Consider the following 18,833-nt stretch of genomic DNA (forward strand, 5'->3'; position numbering starts at 1 on the left):
GCCCCAATCCCGCTCCCACTGGGATTGCGGTAGATAATTCTATTGAGCAAGCCAGTTGTTTCCCTAGGGACTGCATCAGCCTCAAGCCTGCGGGGTACCTGTGGGAGCGGGCTTGCCCCGCGAAGCATCCAACACGGTGCATGGCACGGGCTTCGCCCGTGTTCGCGGGACAAGCCCGCTCCCACAATGGTCACTGCGCGAGATTCTAGAAATTGAGCAAGCCAGTTGTTTCCTCAGGTACTGCATCAGCCTCAAGCCTGCGGGGTACCTGTGGGAGCGGGCTTGTCCCGCGAAGTATCCAACACGGTGGATGGCACCGGCTCCGCCGGTGTTTGCGGCTAAAGCCGCTCCCACAGGGGGGCGCAAGATCCTGGAAATTGAGTAGGACAGTTGCTCCGACAGGTCTCGCTTAGCTTGCAGCAGAGGGCTCAAGCCAGCACGGCGGCCCAGGCGGAAACCAACAAAATCCCCGCCAACACCTGATTGAACACTCGCAACCGCTGTGGCGCCTGCAACCAGCGCGTACTTCCCACCCCCAGCATCGCCCACGCCGTCATGCAGGGCAGAGCGATAAGCCAGAACACCAGTGCCAGCATCCACACCGGCAACGAGGGTGCGGCGAATACCCCGACCACCGCCACAGCCATCAACCACACCTTGGGGTTCACCACCTGCAGCGAGGCGGCGCTGAATGCGCTGAAGCCTTGCCCATTGCCTTCCCGCAGCGGTGCAGCGGCACTGCGCAGCATCTTCCACGCCAGCCAGCTCAGCCACAGCACCCCGGCCCAGCTCATCAGCTGTTGCGCCAGCGGGTGACGCAGCAACAGCTCGCCCAGCCCCAGCCCGACCAGCAAAACAATCGTCGCCGCTGCGCCACAGGCCGCCAGGATCGGCGCCAGGCTGGCACGCAGGCCCAATCGGGCGCCATGGGCCAGGATCAACAGGTTGGTCGGCCCCGGGCTGATACTGGACACCAAAGCAAACAGGATGAAGGGCAACAACGACTGCGACATGGTCAAGCACTCCGAGAAATCGAAGCACCATGCTCGCGGCTTGCAGGCACTCAGTCTGGAAGGTTTGAGCAGCGCCTGCGGTAGTCCGCTGGGGTCAACTGGTAGGCGCGACGGAACCAGCGGCCCAAGTGACTTTGGTCGGCAAAGCCCAAGGCCACGGCCACTTCGGCAGGCGTCTGGCCCTGGGCAAGCAGACGCCGCGCACGGGCCAGGCGCAACTGGATCAGGTAGGCATGCGGTGCAATGCCGAACGCGGCCTTGAATGCACGGGTGAGGCGAAAACGGTCGATGCCGCAGGCTTGCGCCAGGTCCTCCAGGCCGATGTCGCGTTCCAGGTTGGCGTGCAGGTAGTCCCGCGCGCGCTGCGCGGTCAGCGGCAGGCGCGGGTCGGGGTTGACGCGCCGGCGCCAGTGCAGGTGGCGGGTCAGGCAGGCCAGCAGGTCATCGGTGGCGGTTTGCCGGACGATACGCAAGTCCTGGTCGTGCACGGCGCGGAAGGCGAGGCCGGTGGCCCGGGCCAGGCGCTCATCCTGGCACAGGGTATCGGCAAAGCTGGGCAGGCTGTTGCCTGGTGCTTGCTCGAACAGCGCCCGCAGTTGCTGGTCGAGCCAGGCCGGCTCCAGGTACAGCGTCGAATAGGTGAAGCCTTCGTCGGTGGGGGCCAAGCCGTCGTGAATGTCGCCGGGCTCAAGCAGGAACACCTGCCCGGGGGTACTGCGGTGGCGCACCCGGCGACAGTTGAACTGCTGCACGCCCTGCTCGGTCACGCCGACCAGGAAGCTGTCGTGCCAGTGCGGGTCGTAGGCATGCCCGACAAAATGCGCACGGACCGACTCGATGCCGGTGTCGGCATCTTGCTTGAAGTCGATCCAATTGCTCATGAAGGTGTGCCTTGGGGGTAAAGGGCTACCTTAGCGTACCCGGCCTGTTCAGTCTGGAACGATTGTGCAGCCGTTGGTCAGTGCCCGGTCACGCAGATGGTCGAAGCGCTCGCGCAGCCAGCGGTGCAATTGCGTCACCGCAGGCGTGAGTTGCTTGCGGTGTGGGCAGACCAGGGTGACTGGGGTCGCTTCGCCGAGGAGTTCGGGCAAGACGATTTCCAATTCTCCGGCGGCAATGTTGGCGCTCACATCCAGCCACGATTTATACACGATGCCCTCGCCTTGAATGGCCAGGCGGCGGATGACGTCGGCATCGTCGCTCACCAGTGGCCCGTGCACGTGCACGGTGCGGTTGCCCAGCTGCCATTTGTCGTACACCCGGTTGTGCTGCATGTACAGCAGGCAGGCATGTTGCTGCAGGGCGTCGGGGTTAGACGGGCGACCATGGCGGGCCAGGTAGTCGGGTGAGGCGACCAGCACCCGGCGGTTCCAGGCGGCCAGCGGCAGGGCTATGTAGTTGGCGTCCTGGTTGAGGCCATAGCGGATGGCCACATCCACTGGGTCGCGGTTGAGGTCGGCAATCTGGTCGGAGAGGAAGAAGCGCAGCTGCAACGCCGGGTGCTCACGGCGAAAGGCACTCAGCCACGGCAGCAGCATATTGCGACCCATGTCGGACGGCGCCGAAACCTGCAGGGTGCCGCGCAGGGTGTTGGGGGTGCCGTGCAGGTCCTCGTGGCCCTGGCGCAGGCTTTCCAGCACATTCAGCGCGGTGGGCAGGTAGCGCTCGCCCTCGGCGGTCAGGCGCAGGCTGCGGGTAGTGCGGGCAAACAGGCGCACATCCAGGTCGCGCTCCAGGCGCTTGATTGCCGCAGCCACCTGGCCAGGCAGCAGGCCGGCTTCGTGGGCGGCGGCAGTGAAGCTGCCCAGCACGCTGCTGCGGGCAAACAATTGCAGGTCGGTGACGCGCAGCATTTTCACTCCAGGGATGAAAGTGTTGCTGAATATTCCCACTTTTTCTTTTAGTAGGGAAATATAAGATGCCAGGCAAACCACGTTCATACCCGGAGCTGTTGCATGGATACCGTCTCGCTGGCCAAGCGCCGCTACACCACCAAAGCCTACGATGCCTCGCGCCGTATTCCTCAGGCCACTGTCGATGCCCTGCTTGAACAACTGCGCCACAGCCCGTCTTCGGTCAACTCCCAGCCATGGCACTTCGTTGTTGCCGACAGCGCTGAAGGGAAGGCCCGCCTGGCCAAGAGCACAGCCGAACGCTATGCCTATAACACCCCGAAGATTCTCGACGCCTCGCATGTGATTGTGTTTTGCAGTCGCACCGAGATGACTGAAACGCACCTGAACAGCGTGCTCGACCAAGAGGCTGCCGACGGGCGTTTCCGTGACGAGCAGGGGCGTGCGGCGCAGAACCAGAGCCGTCGCCATTATGTGGACCTGCACCGTTTCGACTATAAGGACGTGCAGCACTGGATGGAGAAGCAGACTTATCTGGCGTTGGGTACGGCCTTGCTGGGTGCGGCAGCGCACGGGCTGGATGCCACGCCGATCGAAGGTTTTGACAGTAAGCTTCTGGACGCGGAACTGGGGTTGCGCGAGCGTGGGTTCACCAGCGTGGTGATGCTCAGCCTGGGGTATCGCAGTGAGAGCGATTTCAATGCGGACCTGAGCAAATCGCGGTTGCCGGCTGCGCAGGTATTCACCTTCCTGTGAGTTCCTGGGGTCGCATCGCCAGGCGAGGAGCGCAGCCTTGGCCAGCGCGTCCCAACGCCGCCCAGGTTGTGCAATGCTGAGGCATTCACCTCGTCGAGCGCGGAGCAGTGCCTGGTCCCAGGCTGGCATTGCTCCGGCATATGCCGCATACTTGTCGGCAAACGCCGAATGAGGACCTTGCCATGCTTGCCGAAGTGCTTCGCGACAACGGTTACCATGCGTACCGGGCGCGCCTTGAGGCGCTGCTGGAAATCCCCGAATTCGCCAGTGACTTTGAAATCCACACCCGCATTACCCATGGTTTCGCAGCCACTTGGCTGGTGACACTGACCGAGCGTGGGGTGTTCACCCCCGTGGAGCGTGACCAGATCATTCCGTTGCGTACCCTGAAAACCCGCATCGAACGCGACCAACCGCTTACCGTGGAAGAAAGCGATCGGCTGTTCCGCTCGGCGCATATCACCGCCATGGCCGAGGCCGTGTTCGGCGAAGCGGGCAAGGCCAAGCGCTGGTTGTCCAAGCCCAAGGAGCGCTTCTCGGGGCTGACGCCGATGCAGATGCTCACCACCCAGCAAGGCACCACCCAAGTCGAAGAGATGCTGTTGCAGATCGCCGAGGGTTTTGGTCTGTGATTCTATGGCGCATCAGCGCTTATGCAGACTTGAGTGGTACCGGCGGCTTGCGTGTCAGTGGTCGCTGGCATCAGGCGGGGCGGCCGGTTGTGTATGCCGCGACCAGCCCGTCGGGGGCCATGCTCGAGGTGCTGGTGCACCTGGAGATCGACCCCGAGGATTTCCCCACCACCATGCGCTTGATCCGCATCGAGTTACCCGACACTGTTACGCAAGCGCAGCTGCCTGCCTTGCAGCCTGGCTGGTCTGGGCATACCGAGCTGACCCGCGCCCTGGGCAACCGCTTTCTGGACGACTGTTCAGCGTTGCTGTTGCCAGTACCGAGCGCGATCATGCCCAGTACCACCAATTACCTGTTCAACCCCCGGCACCCGCAGGCGCAGAGCGCGACGATCCAGGTCGAGGACTTCACCCCCGACAGCCGCTTGTTCTGACGCGTGTCTACCACAGTGCTGCCGATGCCGCTGCCAGCACCCGGGCGAACACTTCAAGCGCCTTGTCTACTTCGGCGTCGGTGCTGAAGCGGCCGATGCTCAAGCGTAGGCTGTTGCGTGCCTGGTGCTCATCCAGCCCCAGCGCCAGCAGCACATGCGACGCTGCATTGCTTGCCGAGTTACACGCCGAGGTGGTCGACAACGCCAGCTCGCTGGCCAGCGCTGCACTGTTGAAGCCGGTGTGGGCGATGCGCAGGTTGAGGGTATGGGGAATGCGCTGCGTAGCGCAGCCATTGAGGGTGACGCCGGGTAATGCCAGCAGGCCTTCGCGCAGGCGCTGGGCCAATTGCGCAAGGCGCAGGTGCTCGCTGTCGCCGGGTTGACCGGCCAGGGCGAAGGCGCTGCCCATACCGGCGATCTGGTGGGTTGCCAGGGTGCCTGAGCGCAGGCCCTGTTCATGGCCACCGCCGTGTATCTGCGCACGCATCAAGGCGCGGGCGCGTGGCCCCACATAGAGCGCACCGATACCCTTGGGCCCGTACACCTTGTGTGCCGAGAACGACATCAGGTCCACAGCCAGGGCGCTGAGGTCGATCGCCAGCTTGCCAACGGCTTGCGCCGCATCCACATGCAGCAGGGCGCCATGAGCGCGAACGCTTTCGCCAATCGCGGCAAAATCGGTGACTGTGCCCAGTTCGTTATTGACCGCCATCAGCGATACCAGGCGGGTATCGGCGCGCAACGCTGCTTGTACGGCAGCTGGCTGGATCAGGCCGGCGGCATCCGGTGCCAGGCGGGTAACGGCCCAGCCCTGGCGCTGAAGTTCGGCCACGGTGTCGAGCACTGCCTTGTGTTCCAGCTGGCTGGTGATCAGGTGCCCGGGCTGGCCGACGCCTTGGGCAATGCCCTTGAGCGCCAGATTGTTCGACTCGGTCGCGCCAGACGTCCACACCAGGTCCGCAGCTTGTGCACCAACGCGGTCGGCCACTTGCTGGCGGGCATGCTCCACTGCATCGCGGGCAGCCTGGCCGAACGCATGGCCGCTGGATGCCGGGTTGCCGAAGTTGGCCTGGCTGCCCAGGCAGGCGAGCATGGTCTCGATGACCCGGTCGTCGACCGGGGTAGTGGCGGCGTAGTCGAAGTAGAGCGGGGCGCTAGGCATTGGGGCGGGTCCATGTCAGTCGGCGATCGATGCAATCAGCGTACCCGCGGATTGAGAGATATTTTTCACTTACAGCAGCTCTTAACCAAGATTCTGTGAAAAATATTTCTACATGGAGTGATTTAGATAGAAATATTTTCTCGCTCTGATGAAGGGCATGCAAGCAGCCCCTCTTTGACCTGCTCAGGCTAGCTCTACAGCCCTTTCTTCATCGGCCACCACACGCTCGCACAACTCCGTGATCTGCTCGCGCATCCAGCGGTTAGCCGGGTCCTGGTCGGTACTTTCATGCCAATACAGGTGGGTTTCCAGCGCGGGCACTTCCACCGGCAGGGGGTGGTAACGCAGTTGATGGCGGCGGGCGAATCGCTCGGGCACAGTCATCGCCATGTCAGTCTGCTGCAACACCTGCGAAGCCATCAGGTAGTGTTGCGACCGCAGGGCTACCTTGCGTTGCACGCCCATCTTGCCCAACGCCAGGTCGACATAGCCCAGGCCGTTGCGGCGGCTGGAAATATGGATATGGGTCATGCCCAGGTAGCTGTCGAGGGTCAGCTTGCTGTCGGCCAGCGGGTGACCCTGGCGCAAGGCACACACGTAGCGGTCCTGCATCAGTTTGACGTGACGTACTTGCGGGTCGGTGTTCAAGGGGGCGTCGATGGCGAAGTCCAGGCGGCCAGCAGCGAGTTCCTTGGTGGTCTCGCGGCGCTTGCACAGAAAACTTTCGATCAGCACCCCTGGGGCCAGGCGGCGCAGGCGCTGGAACAGTGGTGGCAGGATTACCGCCTCGGTCAGGTCGGTCATGCTGATGCGGAAGGTCTTGTTGGCCTGTTGCGGGTTGAAGATGCGGCTTTCCTGGACCGAAGTGCGCAGCAGCGCCAGGGCGTTGCGCACCGGGCCAATGATGTTCTGCGCCATGGGCGTGGGCACCATGCCTTGCGCAGTGCGGACGAACAGCGGGTCGTTGAAGGTTTCGCGCAGCCGCGACAAGGCGTTGGACACTGCTGGCTGGGTGATGCCGACGATCTGCCCGGCGCGGGTCAGGTTGGCTTCGGTGTAGATCGCATCGAACACGATGAACAGATTGAGGTCGACCTTGCTGAGGTTCATGGGCGCCGCTCTTTGTTGGAATTATCAGCCGATCATATATCGGTTATGAATGTTTATACACGCGGAAAATAGACTAGGTGGATGGGGCCATGCTGCTCTAGGCTCTGGCCATGTACTCCGAACCGTGAAGGTAGCCCCGATGGATTTCGCCTATTCGCCCAAGGTCCAGGCACTGCGCGAGCGCGTCACAGCGTTCATGGACACCTACGTCTACCCCGCCGAGGCGGTGTTCGAACGCCAGGTTGCCGAGGGCGACCGCTGGCAGCCAACTGCAATCATGGAAGCGCTCAAGGCCAAGGCCCGCGCCGAAGGGCTGTGGAATCTGTTTCTGCCCGAGTCGGAATACGGCGCCGGCCTCAGCAACCTGGAGTACGCCCCACTGGCAGAAATCATGGGCCGCTCGCTGCTCGGGCCAGAGCCGTTCAACTGCTCGGCGCCGGATACCGGCAACATGGAAGTGCTGGTGCGTTATGGCAGCGAGGCGCAGAAACGCCAGTGGCTGGAGCCGCTGCTGCGTGGGGAGATCCGGTCGGCATTCGCCATGACCGAGCCGGACGTAGCCTCCTCGGACGCTACCAACATGGCCGCCACAGCCGTGCGTGACGGTGACGAATGGGTCATCAATGGCCGCAAGTGGTGGACCTCCGGCGCGTGCGACCCACGCTGCAAGGTCATGATCTTCATGGGCCTGTCCGACCCTGAAGGGCCACGCCACCAGCAGCATTCGATGGTCCTGGTGCCCACCGATGCGCCGGGCGTGAAGATCGTCCGCCCGTTGCCGGTATTCGGCTACGACGATGCGCCGCATGGCCATGCTGAAGTGCTGTTCGAAAACGTGCGGGTGCCCTATGAAAACGTGATTCTCGGCGAGGGCCGTGGTTTCGAGATCGCGCAGGGGCGCCTGGGCCCGGGGCGTATCCACCACTGCATGCGTTCGATCGGCATGGCCGAGCGTGCGCTGGAATTGATGTGCAAGCGCTCGGTTGAGCGCACGGCGTTCGGCCGGCCACTGGCACGCCTGGGCGGCAACATCGAAAAGATCGCCGACTCGCGCATGGAAATCGACATGGCCCGGCTGTTGACGCTGAAAGCGGCGTACATGATGGACACCGTCGGCAACAAGGTAGCACGCAGCGAAATTGCGCAAATCAAGGTGGTGGCACCGAACGTGGCTTTGCAGGTAATCGACCGGGCGATTCAGCTTCATGGCGGGGCAGGGGTGAGCGGCGATTTCCCGCTGGCCTACATGTATGCCATGCAGCGCACCCTGCGCCTGGCCGACGGGCCGGACGAAGTGCACCGGGCGGCGATTGGCAAATATGAAATTGGCAAGTATGTGCCGGTGGAGATGTTGCGCAGCGGGCGATAGCGGGTTGCTACCGCAAGTTCGGGATAACTTGTAGGAGGCTTCTGATTCTCTGTTCCAAGCGCTTGAGGCCGCCCTGTGGGTGATAGGTTTCTAACCCTATCCACCCACAGGGAGCTTGAGGATGCGCGTCAGCCTAGAGGGAAAAGGTCAGGCGGTAGATGGCGATGTGACCACAACGGGGGCCGTGTGTATTGCGACGGATGCGGGCTATCTCGACGAGGGTCGAATGGTGCTGCGCGAAGGTGACCACACCACGGCATGCCCTGTTTGTGGGCAGGTGGGAATGGTCGCCGAAGGTGTGGAGCATGTTATTTCCGATGGCCGCCGGGTGGCCATGGACGGTGCGCTGGTTCTCTGTGGTTGCTCGCCGGGCAGCAATCGGGTTGTTGCACCGGTAAATGAAATACCGCCGTCCAGGCATTCCGTTGCAGTGCGCGCGAATACCCACGTTGGCGAGCCTTCAACCCTCGTTTACCCCGAACGTTTCTCCCAACCCATTGCCGTGGCGATGCCCGGTACCCTGGAGCCTGGCTTCTACGTTATTCCGCGACGCATGTCATTCGCACAGGTACTGCTGGAATTGGCCGAACACGATGCCACGTTGCCGATTTCCCGGCTGCAGCGGCTCAACCCTACGTTCGAACAGGGGTTCAAGGCCGGGGAAATTTTCGTTATCGGTGATCCTGACAATGGTGGCGCCTGCACCCGCGAGGAAGGCCAGCTGATGGCGGCGGCGCAGCATGCGCGGCGTGCGCTGGCGGTGCTCGATTTCGCCGAAGCGGATTTCATGATGAAGCATCAGGCCGAGATTGCGGGGTTGCTCAGCGACGCTAGCCTGTCCATGGGCGTGGGCAAGGATATGCTGGACCAAGGTTTGAAGCAGGTCAGCCATACCTTGACCAGCATCGAGCAATTGCACCAGCGGGAGTTCATTCGCCACGGGCACTTGAACAGCCCGGGCTTTTTTGCTGAACGGCGGCGGCTTCTGCAGCAGCTGGATGGGCAGTTGAAAACAGCACTTTTGAACAAACAGTTGAACCTTGGGAACTATGAGCGCTTGAGGAAGAGCTTGAATATTTCGACCAAGAGTCTAGTCCATCACTGGTCGAAAGCGGGCGGGCCGGGGCAGATTCCGGGGTATGCGACGCATCTGGACAAGGTGGCACGGCTCAGCAAGTATCTTGAATATGGAGGGTATGCCGCGATTGGGTTAGGTGGAGCTTCTTCATATTTAAAGGTGCAAGACGCTTGTCGGGCTGAGGAGACCGAAGACTGTAAAAAAGTCAGACTGACCGAGACTGGAGGTTTTGCTACTGGAACCGCCGGAGCAATGGCTGGCACTTTAGGAGCAAACCTCGTATCGGGAACAATTTGTGCCGCTGTTACTATGGGTTCGGCAGGTCTGGCTGCGCCGGTATGCGGGATTGTACTGGTGGGCGTCAGCGGGATGGCCGGAGGAGTGCTGGGCGGGAAGCTCGGTGAGTTCGTAGGCGAGTTTATTTACGAGGCAACCAGTGATTGACATTACTGGCTGGCAATCACTTGCTAAAGTGGCGCTTCTATTAAGTCCTTTCGCTATCGTCATACCAGGATTAGTCCTTAGTGCTGTCTCGACGCTGACCAAAGATTATGATGCCGCCTGCTCGGCCATCACCAGTAACCCCTATTTTGAAAGCATCAAGCGTTATTGGGGTTCTGGGTCATTCAAGTGGCGCTGGATGACGCTATGTACGGTAAGTGGGCTAGTGGCATTTCCATGGTTAGCGCTGCGAATGGGTCAACTGGATGCTGGCGAGCTAAATGCGTTTCCGAAGAAGCTTAAACGCAGGTTGAAAATTTCAGCCTGGCTAAGCATGGCTGGATGCATCTGGATGGTGGTTGTATGGGCGTTATTTAAGTTCAAGTAGGGGAAATCAGACCCGCATCTGCGGGTCTTCCTCTTTCTGGTCGACAGCACGATCGGCATTTGCAGGTTGCTCGAGGGGCTGATCTACGATCACTACCTTCTCCCCCCGTGTCTTGATCAACGAAACCACCACCCCACCCAGCAACAACCCGAACGTCACCCCCAACGACACCAGCGCCGGCACCTTGCCCACCATGCCGTGATAGAAAATCTTGCACCCAATAAAGATAAGTACCAGCGCCAACGCATACTTGAGGTACACGAACCGGTGCATCAACGACGACAGCGCGAAGTACAGCGAGCGCAGCCCAAGAATGGCGAAGATGTTCGAGGTGTAGACAATGAACGGGTCCTGGGTAATGGCGAAGATGGCGGGCACGCTGTCGACCGCAAACACCAGGTCGGCCAGTTCGATCAGCACCAGTGCCAGGAACAACGGTGTGGCGTAGCGCAGCGCCTTGCTGTGGCCGGCCGGGGTCTGGCGGATGAAGAAGTGCGAGCCGTGGATCTGGTCGGTAACCCGCATGTGCCGACGTACGAACTTGATGACCGGGTTATTGGCCAGGTCCGGGTGGCCGTCTTCCTTCGACAGCGCCATTTTTACCCCCGTGAACAGCAGGAATGCGCCGAAGATGTAGAGCACCCAGGCAAAGTTCTGCACCAGCGCGGCGCCGACGCCGATCATGATCGCCCGCAGGAATACCACCCCGAGGATGCCCCAGAACAAGACGCGATGCTGGTAGCGGCGGGGGATGGCGAAGTAGCTGAAGATCATCGCCATGACGAACACGTTGTCCATCGACAGCGACTGCTCGACGAGGAAACCGGTGTAGAACTCCAGGGCCGACTGCGCGCCCAGCTGGTACCAGACCCACACGCCGAACAGCACACCGACACTGAAGTAGCCTGAATACAGCAGCAGGCTCTCGCGCATTTCTATCTCGCGGTCGTGGCGGTGCAGCACGCCGAGGTCGAGTACCAGCAAACCGATGACGATGGCCAGGAATACCAGCCACAGCCAGGCGCTGGTACCGAGAATCGGAGTGGTGAGGAATGCTTGCAGAGCTGTCATGAGCCCCTCCTTGAATGTCGACGTTGCATGGCAACAGTGATCCGACATCACGGCATGGAAGCCGTCAGAGGGGCCCGGTATCACATGGGCTTGAGCCTAGACCCGTTTGCCGGTGATGCCGAATGGGGAGCTGTTACATTTCTTTGCCAGCGCCCCTGCAGCACCCGCCGGGTCTCGTGGACAACACATAATCCATGCTCAAGCAGGGGCTCTGTGGGAGCGGGCTTGCCCGCGAAGAATCCAACACTGTGGAAGGCACCGGCTCCGCCAGTGTTCGCGGCCAAGCCCGCTGCCAAAATTCAGTACACCCATACCTCGACCCGTCGATTGCGCAGCCGCCCTTGTTCCAGTTCGTTCCCGGCCACCGGCAGTTCATCGCCCATGCCGGTGACCTCTAGCACCTCCACCCCATCGCGTGCCAGTTCGCGGCGTACCGCCTGCGCGCGCAAGCGCGAGAGCAAGGCGGCGCGGCCGGGTGTTTCCTTAGGGTCGCCAAAGCCCACCAGCACCGCCTTGCCCTGCAGTTTGCCAGCCTGGCGCAGGTACTCGGCCACCCGCTGCACATCGCGCAGGGCCTTGGTGTCGAGGCTGGCGCTGCCTTCCTGGAAGCGGAAGTTCACGCTTAGGCGCTGCGCCTGCTGGGCCAGGCTGCGGTAGCGTGGCGGCATGTCGGCCTGGGGTACTACTGGCTGGGCCTTGATCTGCTGCGAAACAAAGCCCTGCTGGGCGACGATCGCCTGGCCGGCCGGGCTCTGGGCAAAATCGGCCAAGGCCTTTGCCTCGGGCTTGGCGTTGGCTGGCAGATAGAAGTAAAGGCGTCGCGACAGCGGGTAGTCCTCGCTGGCCACCAGCGCACGCTCGGGCAGCATGGCCGGTGCGTCGCCTTCGGCGACGGCAAGTACCTTGGCCCCGTGGACAGCAGCCAGGCTGCTGAAACCGATGGCCTGGCGGTCGCCGCCCACCCGCGCGGCCAGTTCTTCACTGGATTCGAACCGGCGGGCCTTGGCGGACAGTTCAGCATGCTGCGGCTCCAGCACCAGAGCCTTGAAAGTCTCGAAGGTACCGGAGCGGTCATCCCGGGCGTACAGGTGAATGGCGCCACCGCTGACCCCCAGTTGCTCCCAGCGCTGGACCTCCCCGGAGAAAATCTGCGCCAGTTGCCCGGTGGTCAGTTGTGGCAACGGGTTGTCGGGGTGCACGATAACCGCGACACCATCCAGGCCGATGACCTGCTCGGCGCTGGCTGCGCGCAGGTCGCCCAGGGCCCGCAACTGCTGCAGTTCGCTGTCGTTTATCGGCCGAGAGGCAGCGGCCAGGTCGGCCTCGCCACGGCCCAGGGCGATGAAACCGGTGCTGGAACCGTGGGCAGCGATGTCGATGCGCAACGGCCGGCCATGCACGTCGCGCGCGCTGATCACGGTTTCGTTGGGCCGTTGGCCAGGCTGCTGTTCGATGGCGCTGGCCTGCTGTGCACGCAATTGCCCCTGCACCAGCGCCGGCAGCAACGCTGCCCCGATGGTGTTGGAGCCTTGCGCACGTAAATGCACGGGTTCGGCCAGGGTGGCCAGGGGTAGCAACGTGAGCAGCAGGACAAGCAGACGGGGCATGCCGGGTGGCCCTGTGGCATAGAGTTGGCCGGCAGATTACGACAAAGGCGTGATGAAAATGTGACAGGCCGTGGGGCCGCAAAGCGGCCCCGGCGACCTCAATGCGCCCCGGCCGATTTGCTCAGGTCACTTTCGGCCCATTCGGTGTAGATGCACGCATCGGCCACTGCCCAGCGCACCTTCACGCTGTCGCCCGGCTGCATGGGCATGCCCGCGGCCGACAGGGCCTTCACCGTCAGCTCGGTACCCCCTGCAGTCACCACATGACAGGTCTGGCTTTCACCCAGGAACAGCACTTCGCCAACCTTGGCACTGACCTCGTTCCAGCCCGCCGGCAGTGGCTCGCGCGCTGCTTGTTCGGCGGTCAGGGCCAGGGCTTTTTCCGGGCGCACCATGATCAGTGCGTCCTGTGCAGCGGCCAGGCCTGGGGTGAGGCGGATGGCCACTGGCTGGCCCTCGAAGCTGCCTGCGCCATTGCTGCTGGCCTTGATCCGCAGGAAGTTGGAGTTGCCGAGGAACGACGCAACAAAGGCATTCGGCGGATTCTGGTACAGGTCGTACCCGGTGCCCAGGCCGACGATCTTGCCGTGGCTGAAGATGGCGATGCGCTGCGACAGGCGCATGGCCTCTTCCTGGTCGTGGGTCACGTAGACAATGGTAATGCCCAGGCGGCGGTGCAGCTGGCGCAGTTCGTCCTGCAGGTCTTCACGCAGCTTCTTGTCCAGCGCGCCAAGCGGCTCGTCCATCAGCAGGATGCGTGGCTCGTACACCAGCGCCCGGGCAATCGCCACGCGCTGCTGTTGGCCGCCAGACATCTGCGACGGCTTGCGGTGGGCGAACTTCTCAAGTTGCACCAGCTTGAGCATGGCGTCGACGCGCTTGCTGGTTTCGGCAGCATTGAGTTTGCGGATGGCCAGCGGGAAGGCGATGTTGTCGCGCACGTTCAGGTGCGGAAACAGCGAATAGCGCTGGAACACCATGCCGATATCGCGTTTGTGCGGCGGCACATTGACCAACGACTGGCCGTCGACCAGGATCTCGCCGCTGCTGGGTGTTTCGAAGCCGGCCAGCATCGACAACGTGGTGGACTTGCCCGAGCCGCTGGAGCCGAGGAAGGTCAGGAACTCGCCATCCTGGATTTCCAGGTCGAGGTTGTCCACGGCGGTGAAGTCGCCGTAGTGCTTGTTCAGGCCGCGCAGGCTGACCAGGGTCTTGCCGTGCGCGTTGTCTTTGATCACTGCACTCATTGTTGTTTTCTCCGCGCTCAGGCGTTTTCGGTGCGCCGGCGCAAGGCGGCGGCAATGAACATGACCAGCAACGACAGGCCGATCAGCAAGGTCGAAGCCACGGCGATGACCGGGCTAAGGTCCTGGCGCAGGGTGGTCCACATCTTCACCGGCAGGGTTTGCAGGTCGGGGCTGGCCATCATCACGCTCAACACCACCTCGTCCCACGACACCAGAAAGGCGAACAGGCCACCCGCGATCATGCCCGGGCGAATCGCCGGGAAGGTCACCTTGTAGATCGCCTGCAGGCGCGAGGCGCCACAGATCACCGCGGCATCCTCGATCGACTGGTCGAACAGCTTCAGCGAGTTGATGATCGAAATGATGGTGAAGGGCAGGGCGACGATCACGTGGCTGACCACAAAGGCGAACAGCGTGCCGGTGTAGCCCAGCTTGAGGAACAGCGCGTACACCGCTACGGCAATGATCACCAGCGGCACGATCATCGGCATGGTGAACAGCCCGTACAGCAGCTCGCGGCCCGGGAAGCGGCCACGCACCAGGGCGAACGCGCTGGGCAAACCGAGCAACACGGCGGCGATGGTGGTCAGCACGGCCACTTTCAGGCTGGCCAGGGCGGCGTCCATCCACTCCGGGTTGGAGAAGAACTGGCCGTACCATTTGAACGTCCAGCCCGGCGGGGGGAACACCAGCCACTGTGACGAGCCGAACGACAGCAACACGATGAACACGACGGGCAGCAGCAGGAATGCCGCAATCACCCCGGTGGTCAGGTACAGGCCGGTGCGCAGCGGGCGGCCCATGGCATTGGGAGACAGGAGCATGGCGGTTTACCTCGCGTTGCCAACCGGGGATTCCGGCTGCAGCTTCAGGTACAGGTAGAAGAGCACCAGGGTGATCACCACCAGCAGTGCGGCGGCGGCGCTGGCCAGGCCCCAATTGAGGAACGATTGCACCTGCTGGATGATGAATTCGGGCAGCATCATGTTCTGCGCCCCGCCCAGCAGAGCCGGGGTGACGTAGTAACCGAGCGACATCACGAACACCATCAGCGCCCCGGAGAACAGCCCCGAGCGGCACAGCGGCAGGAACACCTTCCAGAAGTTGGTCCACGGACTGGCGCCACAGATCGAGCCGGCCTGCAGCACCATCGGGTCGATGGCGTGCATGGTCGCCTGCAACGGCAGCACGATGAACGGGATCATGATGTAGCTCATGCCAATTACCACGCCGGTGAGGTTGTGCACCATTTCCAGCGGGGCATCGATGATGCCCATGGCCATCAACGCCTTGTTGATCACCCCCGAGCTCTGCAGCAGCACCAGCCACGAGTAGGTACGTGCCAGCAGGCTGGTCCACATCGACAACAGCACGATGTTCAGCAGCCAGCGGCCCCAGCCCTTGGGCACCAGGGTGATTGCCCAGGCCAGCGGGAAGCCCAGCAGCACGCTGATCAGGGTGACCACACCGGCCACCGAGAAGGTGTTGAACAGCACCCGTGCATAGGCCGAGTTGGCGAACAGCTGCTCGTAGTTACCCAGCCCTGGTGTTGGCTCCAGCACCCCGCGCAGCAACAGGCCGACCAGCGGGGCGAAGAAGAACAGGCCAAGGAACAGCAGGGCTGGCAGCAGGTTGCGGCTGCCTTTCCAGCGCTGGCTCAGGCTGGCACGGCGCGGTGCGGTGCCCGGGGCGCCGGCACCCGTAGGGGCACCTTGCGCGTTTTGCAGGGCGTTGATGGCGACTTTCATTTGACCAACCACTCATTCCAGCGCGCGGCGATGGCTTGACCGTTCTTGGCCCAGTAGGCGAAGTCGAGGGTGACCTGGTCCTGGGCGTAAGCAGTCGGCAGGTTTGGCGCGAGGTCCTTGTTCAGTTTGGCCACGCTGTCGACGTTCACCGGGGCGTAGGCCGTCTTGTTGGCGAACTCGGCCTGGCCTTCGGCGCTGCTGGCGTTGGCCAGGAACTTCATGGCCGCGTCCTTGTTCTTGGCGCCTTTGGGGATGACCAGGAAGTCGGCCATGACCAGGTTCTGTTTCCAGCTCACGCCCACCGGAGCACCGTCCTGCTGCAGGGCGTAGACACGACCGTTCCAGAACTGGCCAAGCGAGGCTTCACCAGACGCCAGCAACTGCTGCGACTGGGCGCCACCGCCCCACCAGACGATGTCTTTCTTGATGGTGTCGAGCTTCTTGAAGGCGCGGTCAAGGTCCAGCGGGTAGAGCTTGTCTGGCGCTACGCCGTCGGCCAGCAGGGCCAGTTCCAACACACCGGGGCTTGGCCATTTGTACAGGGCGCGTTTGCCCGGGTAGGTCTTGGTGTCGAACAGGGCGGTCCAGTCGACCGGTTTGTTGGCACCGAGCTTGCCTTCGTTGTAGCCCAGTACGAAGGAGAAGAAGAACGAGCCGACGCCGTGGTCGGAAACGAAGCGCGGGTCGATCTTGTCACGTTTGATCTGATTGAAATCGAGGGGCTCCAGCAGGCCTTCGCTGGCGGCGCGCAGGGCAAAGTCGGCTTCCACGTCGACCACGTCCCATTGCACGTTGCCACTCTCGACCATGGCCTTGAGCTTGCCGTAGTCGGTAGGGCCGTCCTGGACAACCTTGATGTCCGTGGCCTTGGTGAAAGGTACGGCCCATGCTTCTTTCTGGGCGTCCTGGGTAGTACCGCCCCAGCTGACAAAGTTCAGGCTCTCGGCGGCCTGGGCGGCCTGACAAGCCAGGGTCAGCAGGCTGGCGGACAGCACTGCGGTTACACGTTTGCTCAACAGCATGGTTACGCCCTCGTTGCTTTTGTTATTCGAGGCGGGGCTTGTGGTGCGCCCGCCAACAGTGTTCGGGGAGCAGCTAAAACAAAGTGTCAGGTGGCCGTTTGTGATTGTAGGTGCCGGCCTGCAGATTCAAGGTCTACGGGATATCATATTATGGTATTCCAAACTTTTGGCAAGAGGTATGAGGCGACCGGCCATCACTCCGCTTTCAGCCCGGGGCTGTTGCTGGTCGGGGTAACTGACTTGAACGGTGCCTAAAAGCTTGCGCGGTCCCTGTGGGAGCGGGCACCCAAGCGAACACGGGCGAAGCCCGTGCCATGCACCGAGGTGTCTGCGTCGCGGGCTTGCCCGCTCCCGCAGGGGCCGTGGATCAACCTGTAATCCCAGGCTCGAATGGGATGCTCTGCACCACCTCCAGCTCATAACCCGCCAGCCCCGCGTATTTCAGCGGCGGCCCCAGATGGCGCAGCTTGCCCACGCCCAGGTCCTGCAGAATCTGCGCCCCGGTACCCACCTCGGAGTACACCTTCGACTGGCCACGCTGGTATGGCCGTACCGGCTGGGTCAGCTGGGGCACGCGCTCAAGCAAGGCCTGCGAGGATTCATGATTGGCCAGGATCACCACCACGCCCGCGCCTTCCTCAGCCACCTTCTGCAGCGCCGCCCACAGCGTCCAGTTGGCCGGCCCGGCGTACTCGGCACCGACCAGGTCGCGCAGCGGATCGATCACATGCACCCGCACCAGGGTCGGCTGCGCCCGGCGGATGTCGCCCATGACCATGGCCATGTGCACGCCCCCTTCGATGCGGTCTTCATAGGTGACCAGGCGGAAGGTGCCATGCACGGTCGGCAGCTCACGCTCGCCGATGCGCTTGATGGTCTGCTCGGTGCTCAGGCGGTAGTGGATGAGGTCGGCGATGGTGCCGATCTTGATGCCATGCTGCGCGGCGAATATTTCCAGGTCCGGGCGGCGGGCCATGGTGCCATCGTCGTTGAGCACTTCGACGATCACCGAGGCTGGGCTGAAGCCCGCCAGGCGCGCCAGGTCGCAGCCAGCTTCGGTGTGGCCGGCGCGGGTCAGCACGCCGCCTTCGCGGGCACGCAGGGGGAAGATGTGGCCGGGTTGGACCAGGTCTTCGGGGCGGGCGTTGGGCGCCATGGCTGCCGCCACGGTACGCGCGCGGTCGGCGGCGGAAATGCCGGTGGTGACGCCGGTGGCCGCTTCGATCGACACGGTAAACGCAGTGCTGAATACGCTGCCGTTGGCCGGCACCATCTGCTCCAGGCCCAGGCGCTGGCAGTGATCGTCGGTCAGGGTCAGGCAGATCAGCCCACGCGCTTCGCGGGCCATGAAGTTGATGGCCCGGGCGTCGCAACGCTCGGCGGCGATCAGCAGGTCGCCTTCGTTTTCGCGGTCCTCGTCATCCACCAGCAGGACCATCTTGCCTTGCCGGTAGTCCTCGAGAAGTTCCTCGATGGTGTTGAAAGCCATGTTGCACGCTCACTGTGGTGGGGTGGTTTTTATGGTATACCATCATACACAAATATCGCCGTAGCAGGAGAGCAGCGCATGAAGGCTTATTGGATCGCCCATGTGGACGTGACAGACCCCGAGCAATATCAGCAATACACCCAGCGAGCGCCGGCGGCCTTCAAGGCGTTCGGCGGCCGCTTCCTGGCCCGTGGCGGGCGCAGCGAGGCGATGGAAGGGCGGCCTACCCCTCAGCGTAGCGTGGTGATCGAATTCGACTCGTACGCACAGGCGGTGGCGTGCTATCGGTCCGAGCTGTACCAGGAGGCGTGCAGCCATCGCCACGGTGCGGCAAAGGCTGAGGTGATCATCGTCGAAGGGTTTGAGGCCTGAGTCTGGCTCGCCGGCCGGTTCGCGGCGGCGAAATGTCGAAA

At 62.7% G+C, this 18,833-nt stretch carries 19 protein-coding genes; 7 read left to right on the top strand and 12 right to left on the bottom strand.

Annotation, left to right across the window (positions count from 1 at the left end; translation table 11 throughout):
- Positions 1-428: 428 nt before the first annotated feature.
- From OO258_RS08025 to OO258_RS08035, 3 genes are read right to left on the bottom strand one after another with little or no spacing between them, the layout of a single operon-like run.
- Positions 429-1,013, bottom strand: coding sequence for a LysE family translocator (locus tag OO258_RS08025; protein ID WP_110743287.1), 585 nt, complete (start codon positions 1,011-1,013; stop codon positions 429-431).
- 50 nt (positions 1,014-1,063) lie between these two features.
- Positions 1,064-1,894, bottom strand: a complete 831-nt coding sequence (locus OO258_RS08030) for an AraC family transcriptional regulator (RefSeq protein ID WP_266029658.1) — start codon at positions 1,892-1,894, stop codon at positions 1,064-1,066.
- Positions 1,895-1,942: 48 nt separating this feature from the next.
- Positions 1,943-2,866 carry a LysR family transcriptional regulator gene (locus OO258_RS08035; protein WP_266029659.1) on the bottom strand — a complete coding sequence of 308 codons (924 nt, stop codon included), beginning with the start codon at positions 2,864-2,866 and terminating at the stop codon, positions 1,943-1,945.
- A gap of 102 nt (positions 2,867-2,968) precedes the next feature.
- Between OO258_RS08035 and nfsB the strand changes: the two genes are divergently transcribed.
- From nfsB to OO258_RS08050, 3 genes are all read left to right on the top strand, one after another.
- On the top strand, positions 2,969-3,622 hold the full coding sequence (gene nfsB, locus OO258_RS08040; RefSeq protein WP_266029660.1) for an oxygen-insensitive NAD(P)H nitroreductase: 654 nt from the start codon (positions 2,969-2,971) through the stop codon (positions 3,620-3,622).
- Between the two features lie 182 nt (positions 3,623-3,804).
- On the top strand, positions 3,805-4,254 hold the full coding sequence (locus OO258_RS08045) for an antitoxin Xre/MbcA/ParS toxin-binding domain-containing protein (RefSeq protein WP_110743283.1): 450 nt from the start codon (positions 3,805-3,807) through the stop codon (positions 4,252-4,254).
- Entirely contained in the window at positions 4,251-4,688 is a 438-nt protein-coding gene (locus OO258_RS08050) for an RES family NAD+ phosphorylase (RefSeq protein WP_110743282.1), read from the top strand. The genes OO258_RS08045 and OO258_RS08050 overlap by 4 nt, the downstream gene beginning before the upstream one ends.
- A 7-nt stretch (positions 4,689-4,695) precedes the next feature.
- Here OO258_RS08050 and OO258_RS08055 read toward each other — a convergent pair whose 3' ends face one another.
- On the bottom strand, positions 4,696-5,850 hold the full coding sequence (locus OO258_RS08055) for a cysteine desulfurase family protein (protein WP_266029663.1): 1,155 nt from the start codon (positions 5,848-5,850) through the stop codon (positions 4,696-4,698).
- A gap of 183 nt (positions 5,851-6,033) precedes the next feature.
- Complete coding sequence (locus OO258_RS08060; protein ID WP_266029664.1) at positions 6,034-6,960, bottom strand: LysR family transcriptional regulator; 927 nt, start codon at positions 6,958-6,960, stop codon at positions 6,034-6,036.
- A 139-nt stretch (positions 6,961-7,099) separates the two neighbouring features.
- Between OO258_RS08060 and OO258_RS08065 the strand changes: the two genes are divergently transcribed.
- From OO258_RS08065 to OO258_RS08075, 3 genes are all read left to right on the top strand, one after another.
- The gene (locus tag OO258_RS08065) at positions 7,100-8,329 is read left to right on the top strand and encodes an acyl-CoA dehydrogenase (protein ID WP_266029665.1); all 1,230 of its coding nucleotides are present in this window, start codon (positions 7,100-7,102) and stop codon (positions 8,327-8,329) included.
- A gap of 121 nt (positions 8,330-8,450) precedes the next feature.
- Complete coding sequence (locus tag OO258_RS08070) at positions 8,451-9,851, top strand: PAAR domain-containing protein (protein WP_266029666.1); 1,401 nt, start codon at positions 8,451-8,453, stop codon at positions 9,849-9,851.
- The gene (locus tag OO258_RS08075; RefSeq protein ID WP_266029667.1) at positions 9,844-10,236 is read left to right on the top strand and encodes a hypothetical protein; all 393 of its coding nucleotides are present in this window, start codon (positions 9,844-9,846) and stop codon (positions 10,234-10,236) included. The genes OO258_RS08070 and OO258_RS08075 overlap by 8 nt, the downstream gene beginning before the upstream one ends.
- A gap of 6 nt (positions 10,237-10,242) precedes the next feature.
- Here OO258_RS08075 and OO258_RS08080 read toward each other — a convergent pair whose 3' ends face one another.
- From OO258_RS08080 to ribBA, 7 genes are all read right to left on the bottom strand, one after another.
- Positions 10,243-11,307, bottom strand: a complete 1,065-nt coding sequence (locus OO258_RS08080) for a TerC family protein (RefSeq protein WP_266029669.1) — start codon at positions 11,305-11,307, stop codon at positions 10,243-10,245.
- 299 nt (positions 11,308-11,606) lie between these two features.
- Positions 11,607-12,914 (bottom strand): phosphate ABC transporter substrate-binding/OmpA family protein, encoded by a 1,308-nt coding sequence (locus tag OO258_RS08085; RefSeq protein WP_266029670.1) that lies wholly within the window; start codon positions 12,912-12,914, stop codon positions 11,607-11,609.
- Positions 12,915-13,012: 98 nt separating this feature from the next.
- The gene (locus tag OO258_RS08090; RefSeq protein ID WP_266029671.1) at positions 13,013-14,161 is read right to left on the bottom strand and encodes an ABC transporter ATP-binding protein; all 1,149 of its coding nucleotides are present in this window, start codon (positions 14,159-14,161) and stop codon (positions 13,013-13,015) included.
- Between the two features lie 17 nt (positions 14,162-14,178).
- Positions 14,179-14,985, bottom strand: coding sequence for an ABC transporter permease (locus tag OO258_RS08095; RefSeq protein WP_266029672.1), 807 nt, complete (start codon positions 14,983-14,985; stop codon positions 14,179-14,181).
- 6 nt (positions 14,986-14,991) lie between these two features.
- Positions 14,992-15,909: an ABC transporter permease gene (locus OO258_RS08100; protein ID WP_110743268.1), complete on the bottom strand. Its 918-nt coding sequence runs from the start codon at positions 15,907-15,909 to the stop codon at positions 14,992-14,994.
- Positions 15,906-16,931 (bottom strand): ABC transporter substrate-binding protein, encoded by a 1,026-nt coding sequence (locus tag OO258_RS08105; protein ID WP_110743267.1) that lies wholly within the window; start codon positions 16,929-16,931, stop codon positions 15,906-15,908. Before OO258_RS08105 ends, OO258_RS08100 begins: the two co-directional genes overlap by 4 nt.
- A gap of 367 nt (positions 16,932-17,298) precedes the next feature.
- Positions 17,299-18,420, bottom strand: coding sequence for a bifunctional 3,4-dihydroxy-2-butanone-4-phosphate synthase/GTP cyclohydrolase II (ribBA, locus tag OO258_RS08110; RefSeq protein ID WP_266029674.1), 1,122 nt, complete (start codon positions 18,418-18,420; stop codon positions 17,299-17,301).
- A gap of 78 nt (positions 18,421-18,498) precedes the next feature.
- Between ribBA and OO258_RS08115 the strand changes: the two genes are divergently transcribed.
- Positions 18,499-18,792, top strand: coding sequence for a DUF1330 domain-containing protein (locus tag OO258_RS08115; RefSeq protein WP_266029675.1), 294 nt, complete (start codon positions 18,499-18,501; stop codon positions 18,790-18,792).
- The last annotated feature ends 41 nt before the right edge of the window (positions 18,793-18,833 follow it).

Source organism: Pseudomonas sp. DCB_BI (assembly GCF_026240995.1).
Taxonomy (GTDB): domain Bacteria; phylum Pseudomonadota; class Gammaproteobacteria; order Pseudomonadales; family Pseudomonadaceae; genus Aquipseudomonas.

Excerpts from the sequence above, each read along its gene's own strand:
- OO258_RS08025 (WP_110743287.1), bottom strand. The coding sequence starts at position 1,013 with ATGTCGCAGTCGTTGTTGCCCTTCATCCTGTTTGCTTTGGTGTCCAGT.
- OO258_RS08030 (WP_266029658.1), bottom strand. The coding sequence starts at position 1,894 with ATGAGCAATTGGATCGACTTCAAGCAAGATGCCGACACCGGCATCGAG.
- OO258_RS08035 (WP_266029659.1), bottom strand. The coding sequence starts at position 2,866 with ATGCTGCGCGTCACCGACCTGCAATTGTTTGCCCGCAGCAGCGTGCTG.
- nfsB (WP_266029660.1), top strand. The coding sequence starts at position 2,969 with ATGGATACCGTCTCGCTGGCCAAGCGCCGCTACACCACCAAAGCCTAC.
- OO258_RS08045 (WP_110743283.1), top strand. The coding sequence starts at position 3,805 with ATGCTTGCCGAAGTGCTTCGCGACAACGGTTACCATGCGTACCGGGCG.
- OO258_RS08055 (WP_266029663.1), bottom strand. The coding sequence starts at position 5,850 with ATGCCTAGCGCCCCGCTCTACTTCGACTACGCCGCCACTACCCCGGTC.
- OO258_RS08060 (WP_266029664.1), bottom strand. The coding sequence starts at position 6,960 with ATGAACCTCAGCAAGGTCGACCTCAATCTGTTCATCGTGTTCGATGCG.
- OO258_RS08065 (WP_266029665.1), top strand. The coding sequence starts at position 7,100 with ATGGATTTCGCCTATTCGCCCAAGGTCCAGGCACTGCGCGAGCGCGTC.
- OO258_RS08070 (WP_266029666.1), top strand. The coding sequence starts at position 8,451 with ATGCGCGTCAGCCTAGAGGGAAAAGGTCAGGCGGTAGATGGCGATGTG.
- OO258_RS08080 (WP_266029669.1), bottom strand. The coding sequence starts at position 11,307 with ATGACAGCTCTGCAAGCATTCCTCACCACTCCGATTCTCGGTACCAGC.
- OO258_RS08085 (WP_266029670.1), bottom strand. The coding sequence starts at position 12,914 with ATGCCCCGTCTGCTTGTCCTGCTGCTCACGTTGCTACCCCTGGCCACC.
- OO258_RS08090 (WP_266029671.1), bottom strand. The coding sequence starts at position 14,161 with ATGAGTGCAGTGATCAAAGACAACGCGCACGGCAAGACCCTGGTCAGC.
- OO258_RS08095 (WP_266029672.1), bottom strand. The coding sequence starts at position 14,985 with ATGCTCCTGTCTCCCAATGCCATGGGCCGCCCGCTGCGCACCGGCCTG.
- OO258_RS08100 (WP_110743268.1), bottom strand. The coding sequence starts at position 15,909 with ATGAAAGTCGCCATCAACGCCCTGCAAAACGCGCAAGGTGCCCCTACG.
- OO258_RS08105 (WP_110743267.1), bottom strand. The coding sequence starts at position 16,931 with ATGCTGTTGAGCAAACGTGTAACCGCAGTGCTGTCCGCCAGCCTGCTG.
- ribBA (WP_266029674.1), bottom strand. The coding sequence starts at position 18,420 with ATGGCTTTCAACACCATCGAGGAACTTCTCGAGGACTACCGGCAAGGC.
- OO258_RS08115 (WP_266029675.1), top strand. The coding sequence starts at position 18,499 with ATGAAGGCTTATTGGATCGCCCATGTGGACGTGACAGACCCCGAGCAA.